At 59.4% G+C, this 11,762-nt stretch carries 7 protein-coding genes and 1 pseudogene; 4 read left to right on the top strand and 4 right to left on the bottom strand.

Annotation, left to right across the window (positions count from 1 at the left end; translation table 11 throughout):
• Positions 1 to 110 precede the first annotated feature (110 nt).
• On the bottom strand, positions 111 to 686 hold the full coding sequence (locus ACRQ5Q_RS08240) for a hypothetical protein (RefSeq protein WP_439396998.1): 576 nt from the start codon (positions 684 to 686) through the stop codon (positions 111 to 113).
• A gap of 1,689 nt (positions 687 to 2,375) precedes the next feature.
• Here ACRQ5Q_RS08240 and ACRQ5Q_RS08235 point away from each other — a divergent pair.
• Positions 2,376 to 3,720: pseudogene (locus ACRQ5Q_RS08235) on the top strand (MFS transporter).
• 369 nt (positions 3,721 to 4,089) lie between these two features.
• Here the strand turns inward: ACRQ5Q_RS08235 and ACRQ5Q_RS08230 are convergent.
• A complete protein-coding gene (locus ACRQ5Q_RS08230) occupies positions 4,090 to 4,296 on the bottom strand; it encodes a hypothetical protein (protein ID WP_439396997.1) in 207 nt (68 codons plus the stop codon).
• A 1,321-nt stretch (positions 4,297 to 5,617) separates the two neighbouring features.
• On the opposite strand from ACRQ5Q_RS08230, the gene ACRQ5Q_RS08225 reads away from it, so the two are divergent.
• The 3 genes from ACRQ5Q_RS08225 (at position 5,618) to ACRQ5Q_RS08215 (ending at position 7,388) form a co-directional block, all read left to right on the top strand.
• Positions 5,618 to 5,896, top strand: a complete 279-nt coding sequence (locus ACRQ5Q_RS08225) for a hypothetical protein (protein ID WP_439396995.1) — start codon at positions 5,618 to 5,620, stop codon at positions 5,894 to 5,896.
• Between the two features lie 25 nt (positions 5,897 to 5,921).
• The gene (locus ACRQ5Q_RS08220) at positions 5,922 to 6,422 is read left to right on the top strand and encodes a hypothetical protein (RefSeq protein WP_439396993.1); all 501 of its coding nucleotides are present in this window, start codon (positions 5,922 to 5,924) and stop codon (positions 6,420 to 6,422) included.
• Positions 6,423 to 6,569: 147 nt separating this feature from the next.
• Positions 6,570 to 7,388, top strand: a complete 819-nt coding sequence (locus ACRQ5Q_RS08215) for an NEL-type E3 ubiquitin ligase domain-containing protein (protein WP_439396991.1) — start codon at positions 6,570 to 6,572, stop codon at positions 7,386 to 7,388.
• Between the two features lie 183 nt (positions 7,389 to 7,571).
• Here the strand turns inward: ACRQ5Q_RS08215 and ACRQ5Q_RS08210 are convergent, their stop codons facing one another.
• Complete coding sequence (locus tag ACRQ5Q_RS08210; RefSeq protein ID WP_439396990.1) at positions 7,572 to 9,797, bottom strand: hypothetical protein; 2,226 nt, start codon at positions 9,795 to 9,797, stop codon at positions 7,572 to 7,574.
• Between the two features lie 606 nt (positions 9,798 to 10,403).
• Positions 10,404 to 11,645, bottom strand: coding sequence for a cytochrome P450 (locus tag ACRQ5Q_RS08205; RefSeq protein ID WP_439396988.1), 1,242 nt, complete (start codon positions 11,643 to 11,645; stop codon positions 10,404 to 10,406).
• Positions 11,646 to 11,762 lie beyond the last annotated feature (117 nt).

Here is an 11,762-nt window from a genome sequence, read left to right as displayed (position 1 = left end):
GCGGCGCGAACAATCCACCGCTAAGCAGTGAATTGTCTATCCAGATAAGGGCAACCGAAGCGATCGCAGGGCTCCAGTCCGGCGCGATCGGTTCACCGTCGGGTTGCGTCTCATACCCGGGTAAGCTTAACGAACCCTCCGTCGGCTAGCTCGGCTTCGTAGGCCCGTCCGTCAAGCAGAATTCTTGTAGGGTGATTAGCGGTCGGCATGAAACCTTCTTCGCGCAGCTTGTCCATGAGGGCAGTTGAGGCCCATTGCTGTGGTAGCGGCGTTCCGTAGCGCCGGTTTTCCATGAAGAAGGCTCCGAAGTCCGGTACGCCCGCCTGGCCGGCCCTAACGACCTGGTCGTCCGCTGGGTTATGAACAAGAAGAACACGGTTGGACTCATCCAAACCGGCCGTGTAGCGGTGACCTCTGATTTCATAGGTCATCGTCGGCTGGTCAGAGTCCGGCAACAGACCCCGGTGAAACAACCTGTCGACCATCGAATCAGGGGCGATTTGCGAGCCGTGTGAAAATCTCTGGGGAGCGGCGAACGAGACATCTACCGCTTCCTCACGTGCGGCAGATGATGATGGTCCAGCTTCATTCATGATCTGACTGAACAAATCATGATCTTCCTGTGTCCAGACGTGCGCCGTCGGTGATTCTGGTGAACGGGCATTATTTATCGAGTTCGGATCCATGAAGCTCTCCTTACTGTTATGAGAACAAAGGCCTCTTGAAGATCCCCCAGGGAATGAGCTGACGTTCGTCGCGAACTCAGACATGGGCGGCTTCGTCATCGAGACCAAGTTCGAGTAATAAAGAGGCCGGCTTTCGAGAAGCTGACAGAGATCGAAGAAGACAAACCCGCGGCCGCATCTTCCACGTCTGATGCGCTCATCTCCGAGCCAAGTTTCATTCCACCTGACCTCGCAGTCGGCGCGCAGGTCTGCGCCGTGCCCCGCGTTCACCTGGCGCTAAGGCTGGTTCGGAGGTCCAAGCGATGCGGACCGCAGCCAGCCCCAGTTTTGGACCGGCCATGTGTCTTTCGATCTCTGCCGGCCACCAGTCGTTCCGGCTTACACTTCCGAGCCGACGCTCGAGCCGCTAACCAGAATGACGGTGATAGCCGCGCCGCCGAGAGAAGACACGAGAGTGTGCTTACGGAAGAGTCCGGCAAGCGCGGAGCGAACTCTTCACCATCGTTAGATGAAGAACGAAATTGCTCAGACGCAAAGCAGCCGAGACGATCATCCCGCGCATCGATCAAAGGTGCGGCGGTGCCGCGGGACTGCGTTTGCCGCGACGTCTAATGGGCACTCCGCAACGTCCCCCGTGCCTCCGATCCTGACGCATGATGTGGCCTCGGCTGATAGCCGGAGCTACATCGACCAAGCGGAACGTTACATCCTCTGAGGCAACGCGAATGGCAAACTTTGTCCCGGCCGTTATTGACGCTCTCCGTCAGGCAGTTGGGCTCGTGTCGGCGCGTTAGCATGAGAACTCACCCGCGTCCTTAAAGGAAAATCGTCGTAGTTCGTGCACGTGCCTAAGTCGCCGCTGAAATGTCCGCTCCCTTTAAGCTGCCGTTGGCATAGAAACGTAGGGCCGTCTTCTTGCTCGCCCGTGTAGCGTCACTGGTTTGACTTAACGGCTCCGCAAGTGGTTCACCAAGATGTAGGGCCCTGACATTCGCGCTCACCTAACGACTTGAGGTCGGCATCCTCGGTGTCGGGGCCGAATAGCCGGGCCTTCTGCCCGTCCCGGGTGACGCGCTCGCGCAGGAACAGCCAAGATGCACGGCGAGCGGCGCCGAACGCACCCTATGACGGACGACCTGGGTCTTGATGGTCGCCAGACGCGAGCGGCCCGTGAGCGGGCGGTTCGCCCGCTCGCTGGCGAGCCGGCCGCGACGGAAGGGTGGAGCACCGATGAATCGTGATCTTGCTCGCGCGCGAGACCGCCGCAGGCGCGCTGATTGGCGGCAAGCGTCTGGGCGATGAAGACGTAGCCCACTGGATCCGTAAGGAGCCGACGCAACCAGGCGACGCTGAGATGGCTTGAGTTGTCGTCGATCGTGTTCGGCGCCAGCCAATTTTGTCACAAACTCGCCGCAGCAGCGCAATGTCTGCGGCGACCGATAACTGCAACAGGTTCTCATGTTTGTCTCGCCGGCAAGGCCAGCGATCAGATCAAGGGTTAAATGGGCCGCGGAAGGCAGGCATTTTTATTGCAGACGCCACCGTGAGGTTCGTCGTGACGCGCTCCAGCCTACATTTCGGGAGGCGCAATGGCCGTGAGGGACGCGTTCGGGCAAGTGGAAAGCAACTTTGCGCGACCTGTCTGGTCGGAATGTTGGAGCCGGGATCGCGCTCCACATTGGGGCGAAGATGGCGAGGCAATTTACTCGAGAGAGGCTGGAGCCGGTCCGCGGTCCGGGAGGAACGCTTGACGGGCCGCGCGGTGTTGGGCGCAACCGTGGGCAATATTCTCGAATTCTACGACTTCGGCACCTATAGCTTTTTTGCAATACAGATCGGTCAGGCGTTCTTCCCGGCAACCAACCAATTCGCCAGCCTCATGCTGTCACTCGGAACCTTCGGCTTGGGCTTTGTGACCAGCCCGATCGGGGCCATCGTGCTCGGCTCGTATTCGGATCGGGCTGGCCGCCGGCCCGCGATGACCGTCAGCTTTGCCATGATGAGCGCCGCGGTCCTGTTATTGGCTATCAGGCCATCGTACGAGACAATAGGACTTGCCGCTCCGTTGCTACCCATCTTCGCACGCTTGCTGCAGGGCTTTGCTCTCGGAGGTGAAGTCGGTTCAACGACAGCCTAATTGATGGAAGCGGCCCCGGTGGAAGCCCGCGGTCTGGCGGTCTCCTTTCAGCCCGCGAGCCAACAGGTTGCTGCGACGGCTGGAGCGTTGGTTGGAGAAATTCTCTCGCTCACCATGACAAGTGAGGCGCTCAATGCGTACGGATGGCGGATCGCGCTATTGCTCGGCGCCGCTACGTTGCCGTTCGGACTCTGGTTGCGGAGCGTCCTACTCGAGACGTTGCACCGCCCGGAGGCCCCGCTTCTGGTCGCCCAGCCTGTAAGGCGACCGCCTGCCGCTCGCCGCATCATGAGCTTGGGATTTGTCATCCTGGCCAGCTGCACGATCACTACTTATGTTACCGGATATATGACCACCTACGCGTTGACCACCCTCCACGTTTCGGCACCTCTCGCCTTCGGCGCCACGCTCATCAGCAACATGGCAGGCATTGCCGCAGCGCTGCTGGGCGGCCTGCTCGCGGACCGCGCAGGCCGTCCGCGCATCATGATATGGCCGCAGGCCACTGCATTGCTGATGACCTATCCAGTATTCTTGTGGATTGCGGAGAGCCGCAGTGCCCTTGCACTTCTAGGAGGTCTCGGCGCGCTCACCCTGATCGCAACGATTCCGTATAGCGCCTTGTACGTGAGCATGGCCGAAAGTTTGCCCAGGAATATTCGTGGTGGCGCCTTCGCGACGATCTACGCTTTTGCGATTGCTATTTTCGGAGGCACAGCTCAACTGGCCGTCACTTGGCTGATCTATGTTACCGGGAGCGCACTCGCGCCCGCTTGGTACATACTTTTCGCTAGCGCGGCCGGCCTCTTTGCGATGCTGATGAGGCCGGAGACGGCGCCACTGAATTTTGTGCCCAGCCATAGACGAACGTCCGTAACGCCACGACCGCAGCCCTAGGCGTAGCCGAACAGGGTAGGATGACATCTATAACGTCCGAAATGCGAAACATCGAGCAGGAAGACGCTAAGGGGCGTAGCACGAAGGGCAATCTATCCTGAAAATTGGACCAGTTTGACATCGAGCAGGAGCTCCTGCCGGAACGGCAGCGTCGCGCTCTGAAACGACTTTTTCCCCCTTACCGAACGTTCGCCGATGCGGCAGTTGCTCGATTGGCGGTCGTCGCCAGCCGGTGATTATCCTTAGAGAACAAGAAGACGCGGCTTGCACGATCCGCCAGCGTAACCGCACGGCATAAGGATGCGGCCGCTGAGAGAGCAGCGGCCGCGACGAGGCCCGATCCTCATTTTCTGCTTGATTGTTTTCCCGTCAGTGCACGACGCACGAGGGATCGGTCAAACAAAAAAACAGATCGCAGATACCATTCAACGGGTCATCGGCGCACTCAGGATATGATGTATCGGCTACCTGCATGCTGGCGGTGAGCGGTTGCGCGACAACTTCCGCAGCAAAAGGAGGTACCGCCGCGGTTGCAAGCGCGAGGGCGCTCGCCGTCACCAAAACAGACTTTTTCATTTGAGAAACCTTCCCTAAGTTAGCCCAGCCCTCGTGACGGTCTATATGACGAGGCTGCAAGCGGTAAAATTGATTTTCTTGATCAGATCTATCGACCGAATGGATAAGTTCGGGTAATCACAGTATCGCTCTGTCCACCCGCTCGGAGCCTGAAAATCTGTTTTATGGTCGAAGGCTCGAACGGCCTCGGTCGATGCATTTCTCGGAGCACCCGACAAGGAGTGTTGTTGAATCTGACTCGTATCGTCCGGATCCAGCGTCAGTCGGTTACATCGTGTCGACACATGCGCCCGAACGCACTTGCGTTACAATTGGTCGCGCGATTGTTCATCACCGAGTGAGAGGACCGCGACAACCGCTTACTCATTCGTTTGTTCGGCTGCGCTGCAGGCCACACGCAAGGCTACGACGCAGTCGACCCCGGCGGCATGCTAGGCACCGAGCGCGACTACATTCCGGGCCAGAACGTGCCATCGGCCGCGGTGCGTCGACCCAGGCCCTTTCCCGATCCTGTAAGACTAGTCAGCCGAGGAGCGAAGAGGCGAGGGTGACAATGACCGCATCTCGGCTGAACTCATCTCAGCCGTTGACAGCAGGCGTCTAGCACAGCTGCAAGGGCCCGGACTTTCTCTAGCGATGAGACTAGTCGGCTTCTCGACAGCTCAGTGTCCTAGGTTGACAACAGCTCGAACCAGACAAGAGGCTCGACCTGATCAGCTCAATCTGGAAGAGGAGCAGCCCGCCCCCCCTCAAGATAGCGAGTCTTTCGACAATCAGATTGGTGCGGGCATCTCGCGATATTTGGTGCGCCGGATCAGCCAGCGTGTTCGGCCCTTCCAAGTTGGGCCGCGCTCCATGATCGGCCGCTTCGCCTTCTCGATGGATGGTCGCCACGATGAGAGACGGGCTCTGCGGCAGCGGCGCTCCAGCGCATTTGTTTCGTTTTGCCATGGGATGCGACAACAATGAATACAGATCGGACGCAGCTTGACGGTGACGGCTTTTTCTCAGTTTCCGGCTCCGAAGCGTCCCAATCCGAGGCCTCAGAACCCGGCACTCCCGTTGCGGCGCATTGGGACGAGGCTTTGACGGACGCGCGGCCGTCCGCTCCCACTGCGGCAGGGCCGCAGGACCACATTGTGGACGCGCGGACGGCTGATGAGGGGCAGGACGAAGACGAGAACCGCCAAACCGCCATTACTCAAACGAGAGTTTTGCCGGAAAATGGTAGTGCGGCGCTAAATCTCTCCCCCTCTCCCTGACCGCATTGCCCGCCGCCCTCCCGCCCGAGCTTCAGGTCTTTGACGCGAGAGACAATCAATTGGCGAGTTTGCCCGTACTTCCTGACGGGCTCCGCGTGCTCAATGCAGCGCGCAATCTGCTGACCAGCCTGCCGGCCGACCTGCCATCCCGGCTCCGGTCCCTGATCGTCGGCGAAAATTCACTGACTAGTCTGCCCGCCCTTCCGGCAACCCTTCGGGAACTCAGCGCTTACAGCAACCACCTGACCAGCTTGCCTGCGCTTCCAGCCGGGCTGCGGAGCTTGATCGCCGAGAATAATCAATTGACCAGTCTGCCCGGCTCTTCCAACAACGCTTGAGGAGTTCTACGCTGCAAGCAACCACTTGACCAGCTTGCCTGACCTTCCAGTGGGGCTGCGGAGCCTGGTCGTCGATAATAATCAATTGACCAGTCTGCCCGCTCTTCCAGCAACGCTTGAGGAGCTCCATGCTGCAAGTAAGCAGCTGACCAGCTTGCCTGACCTTCCAGCCGGGCTTCAGAACCTGGACGCCGGTGGCAATCAACTAGCCAGTCTGCCGGCGCTTCCGGCAACGCTCCGGGATCTTGTCGCGCCAAGCAACCAGCTTACCAGCCTGCCCGATCTTACAGCCAGCATTGAAAGCCTGGTTCTCGACTACAATCAGCTGACCGAACTGCCTGAGCCGCTCCCGTCGGCGATCGAATTGTTAGCGGCCAGCCGCAATCAACTGGTCCGGCTGCCGGAACTCCCCGCTCCCCTCGAAGTACTTGATGTTAGCAATAATCGGCTGACGGACGTACCGGCGAGCCTGCTGCAGCTAGCTAGCGATGCGGCCATCGATTTGACGGACAATCCGCTGCGATAGCTGGTTCAGAGCAATCTATTGAGAGCAAGGAGTGCTGCGGACTATGCCGGCCCGCGAATCCTTTTCTCGTTGAGCGAAGACGCAATGGAACCTACGCCCCGGCCGCTGCACGAGGTTGTCGCAGACTGGTTTGGGCAGGATCTAGCCATGATCGCAACATGGCAAAGCTTCGCCGACGAGCCTGGTGTGCAGGACTACGTTCGTTTCCTCGACCGGCTTGCCCGCACCGTGAACTACGGCAATAGCGAATTCCGGCAGGCCCTGGTCGAGGATCTGCGGCAGGCATCGGCGAGGCCTCGACTGCGCGAGTTGTTTTTCCAGTTGGCCTCCGATGCATGCGCGAGCTGTCAGGATCGGATCACTTTGGCCTGGAACGGGATGCAGACCGCAACGTCTGAACGCAGACATCGAGGACGGCCTGTACGACGATCGGCTCGCCGAGTTGCTCCAGCATGCCGCGTCATGTTCCGCTTGGAGGCGCCGGACGGAATAGCGCGCCAGACGGTCAATGTCCTTCGTCACTCCAGGCCGGTCGACGAGACCGAAGTCTATCTCGCCTACCAGACGCAATCGCGCGATCCACTGCAGCTGCTACACGTCGCCCCCGACATGCGCTTTTTGACCGTCTCTGGCGTCACCCGCGACGACGTTGAGAGGGCGATGGTAACGGTGCGGCAGCAGGAAACGATAGGTTTTGCGGACTATCTAGCGACGCGCTGGCAACCTTGGGAAACGGTGCTGAGGCGCATTGCCCCCGAAGAGCACGCAGCAATGGACGATCGGCTCATCGATGCGATGGGCGAGGAGTTTCAAATTCGGCTGAACCAACGGCTCGCCGAAGCGGGTCTTGCGGGCGATGCCGACGCCGAGCGGATAATCGGACCTCAAATCGTCAACGAGATCGCCCGCGAGATCAAAAGCGAGGTGATGCACCGGGTGCTTAGGGCGCACGGCATCGAGCCGTAAGAGATAGGTCAGATCCGCATACGGATTGCGGTCGTGAGCTCGTGCCATCACTCAAGTCCCCAAAGCTGATCGGGCGACGGAGCCTGCTCTTCCGCCGATGCGGCGGTGCTCAGGCAGTCCGCCGATCCGATCTGGAGACACGAACGCTGCCATCGAACGGCTCACCACCGCAAGACGACCAGCTCATTGGATTGCCAGGCGAGCCATCTGCGCTGAAGCGTGCTCAGGATCCGGAAGGGGCTGCCACGGCTGGCCAGCGGCGGTGCTCAACAAGGACTTACAGAACGCAGGAGTGAGCTTGCCCCGGTGGATCACGACGTTGTCGTGTCCCTCGGCGGCTCGAGCGCTCTGCCAGTGTTGATTGTAGCCGCGCTGTTCGTCGGACTTCACATGGCAAGCGGCGAATTCGCGATTGCCGAGCGTTGCCAGTTGCCAGGCATGTACCGGGTGCTTGGTATGGATGTGCACCCACATCGGCCTTGGCATCGCACCATTTCGCAGCGCCTTGGGCTGCAGCTTAATTTCGAACAGCGTCCCTGGCTCTCCCTTCAAGGCGCGCGGTGGATCCACTGACGCCAGATCCCCCGCTTCCCGCAACTGTTCTAGGTATTTTTGCGATGGAAACGCATAGGTCTTCATGCAATCGCTCGCGATTGCTGCCTTTCGGGCGTTCAATGAGTTTGCCTGTCCCTGAACCTCGGACAACATCCTTTTGAGCCGGATTATTTTTTCGTGCACTTCGGGCAGTTGCGCAGCCGTGAGCAGACCCCGTCGGCCAGGCTCCTCCAGCGCGGCTACACAGGCCTCAATCTCGGAGGACTGCGTCTGCAAGCGTTTGATGACGACATCCAAGACGTGTTCGGCGTCCTCGGGCTTCATTTGCCGGGCTTGCGAGGCGGCGCTTTGCTGAGCAGGCAGATCGAACTGCAGCAGCTCGTCCAATCGCGCAAGTAATCCCGGCAGTGCTTTCCTGGAGGGCGGCGCCTGCCACATCTGGACGTGATCGGCTGCAGAGGATGACGCGCGTGCCTCGTCGGCCGTGGCGAGTTTCTTTGTGCCGAGATCCGAGAGCACGATGATCTTGCCCCTTGGGGGCCCGGCGGCATCGGGCCTAGCGAGTTGCGGCGCGGGTGGCCTGGCCGTCGAACTCCCCTCCCCTGCGGCTGCTGCGCGCCTTGCTTTGCCCTTTCTGCGCGCCGGAGTGCCTTCGCCGGCCGGGACAGTATTCTCTGGCATCGCAGCCCAAGCCGGCGGTTCAATCGCGGCTTCCATCTTTGGCTGCAATGCCAGCAGCCGCATGACTTCGTTCGCCGTCACCCACGCACCTTCCACGATCTCGTCCAGCAACTGCAACGGAAGGTCAGCTGCCGTTCCAGCTTCGCTCAGACTGTCAAGCATGCCGCTCAGTTGCGATGCAAACTCCGAAAGCCGTTCCATCACTCCTTCCAGAACGGCGCGGTGCTCCGCGTCGAGCGCCGCTCCATCGCCGTTCAGAACGGCTCCGGACGTCGAAAGGAATGCAGGGACAACATCTTGGATGAAGGTCCGAAGCAGCCGCAGACGCCCGCTTTCGTCTATGAGCGCGTCGCGTACGGCTGGTTCGAACGTCCTCGCTTGCGAGTTGACTAAGACTTTCGTGAGAGCGATCCGCGATTGCAGATACATGCACTTCGTGTAGAGCGCCCAGCCCGTATGATGCCTCAGTGCGGCATCTTCGGCGTTGCGCATGTCGGGCGTGCTGCTTGGCAAGTGGGCGGTAGCGGCACAGACGGACTGCGTCCGCTCGAAGCGCAACGCCTTCTTTCCCCACCACTCCATGCACGCTACATAGTGGTTCGCAACGCTTGCAAACAGGCGGCTTAGCTGGTCGGGCGAAGCGACGTCTTTGAGCCCGTCAAGCACGCCTTGTGCTTTCTTTCTGCTCTCCTCCAGCTCGTAGATAATCCAGGTCGCCACTTTATTACATTCGTCAGCTTCCATGACAGTGTCATCGCGGAGCCGGCGAGCCTGATCGTCTGGCAGAATGCCGCGCGCCAGATCAGGGGGCAGATTCGCGTAGTATTCCAGAAGTGTTGAGCCTGCTTTGATGACTTGATCCATCAGATCTTGCCTCTCGGGCAAGTTTCGGGCGTGCGTGGCCGCTCGACGGCAAGCTTCAAGCTCCCCAACCAGGCTGCTCAATTTTCGCTCTGCTGCCTCGAAGTCGTGCCGCGTTGGGGCCGCTACATCCGAAGTGGGTGGCGGGCTCGCAAGCGCCGCAGAGCGCATCCGCTCCAGGACAGCATCGAAGGATTGACCACGTTCCCGAGGGAAGAGACCAGGTTCCGGGCTCGAACGGCCCAATTCCCCAGTCCTGTCGACCTCGGCGGGCTCAACCCGTGATCGATCAGCTCGGCCAACGCCTGCCATACATCATCTCCAAATAATCGAAAGTGCAGCCCGTCTGGATAGACCGCCTCGCTGACGACTAGCTGACCAAGAGCATTCATCCGCATGCGCAAGAAAGAAGATGTGGCCTTGTGTTCCATCTCCATCGCAGCTCCTGTGTTGCTGACCGCATCACTGCCCCGGTGTCCGCTAAGACGAGACCGGGGCCCGACGTGCCTGCCGCGAGATAGTCCGGCCCAATGCCGTGGCTCTGTGCACGCGAACTGGGCCAAGTCATCCCAAACGCTAGAGAGCAGCCAGGCGAGCGCCCGCCTCCTTAACGGCGATTTTTTGGCCAAGCAGAAATGGCCAGCATATGTTGATCGGCAGAGAGCGCTCGCAACACGCGTCCCAACATGCGGTGATGCGGCATCGGAGCCCTTTTCGGCATCTCAGGCGTTTGCAGGTCGAGACGCTCGCCTGACGTATCGCTTGTCACAGGCACTTCAAACGTCTGCCTGGTTGATGAGTAGCCGCCGACATGCAGCAATTGTTTGGCGTCGATCGAGCCATCTGCGCAGCTTGCAGAAGCCGAGATAGTTCAATCCACCCGCCGCGCGCCGGCGCCGAGACTGGCACAATCAGGGTTTAGGCTTCAATCCGCACGGGCAGAACGGAATAGCCGTGCACGAAGTTAGATGCAATTCGCTCTGGTTCGCCGACAACCTGGATCTCGAATCCCGCCTGCAAAATCTCTTCCCAGAGGACTCTCAACTGCAGTTCCGCAAGGTGTCGACCAAGGCAGCGATGGATTCCGAATCCGAACGAGAGGTGCTGCCTCACATTCTTGCGGTCGATCACGAAACTGTTGGCGTTCTCAATGATCTCTTCGTCTCTATTGCCGGAGATGTACCACATAACGACCTTGTCGCCTTTCCTGATCTGCTTCCCCCCTACGACACTGTCGATCGCGGCAGTGCGGCGCATATGTGCGATCGGCGTCTGGTATCGAATGATCTCGGACACAGCGCTCGAGACCAGCTTGGGATTGTCAGTCAGCTTTCGCAATTCGGAGGGGTACTGGTTTACGAACAGGAGGCCGCCGGTAATCGAGTTGCGTGTGGTATCGTTGCCTCCAACGATTAGCAAAATTAGGTTGCCGAGAAACTCACTTGGCTCCATATGGCGTGTGGCGGGCGAATGCGCCATCAAGGAGATCAGGTCGAGGCGCGGCTCGGCATTGATGCGCTCGTTCCAAAGCCCCGTGAAATAGTCCAGGCACTCGGACAAGATGGTGCTTCGCTTGTCCCAGCTGTCGATCGCGTGGCCTGCTTTAGGAGCGGTAACAGCTACGTCTGACCAATAGGTCAGGAGTCGCCGATCCTCGAATGGGAAGTCGAACAGGGTGGCGAGCGTTTGCGTCGTCAACTCTATGGAAACCTTGTTCACCCAATTAAAATCTTCATTACGAGGCAGCCCATCGAGAATTGACCTAACACGAGAGCGGATCAGGGTTTCGAGTTTCGTCAGGCTTTCCGGTCCGACGATCGGGCTCACGGTATTGCGCTGCTCGGCGTGCTTGGGAGGTCCCATTTTGATGAAACTCTGGGTCCAGTGCTCACCAGGCACGTCGAAAATAGTGACACCTTGCTCTGACGAGAACGCGTGGTGGTTTGTATCTACCGCTACGATATCCCGATATTTCGTTACGGACCAATATGGACCATGAGTGCTGTTTTGACAGTAGTGAACGGGATCTTCCTTTCGCAACCGCTCGAAGCAAGCCCATATGCTGTCGTCCTGAAAGCGCTTGCTCTCACTTACATCCAGATTGCTGAGCGGGATAACACACGTATCGTCGGCCCTATAATCTTCCAATCGCCTGGTCATTGATCATCTCTGCAGATTCTGCTCTCGAGAGCTTACGGCCTAGGGGCGCCTCAGCTTCGAGCTGCCGCGGCGCTTGGCTGCGACGGGCTTCTCGACCAGATTACCTCACAGTCAGCT

This window comes from Bradyrhizobium sp. PMVTL-01 (genome assembly GCF_051861855.1).
Classification (GTDB): Bacteria; Pseudomonadota; Alphaproteobacteria; order Rhizobiales; family Xanthobacteraceae; genus Bradyrhizobium.
This window is presented reverse-complemented; position numbering and strand designations above follow the sequence as displayed.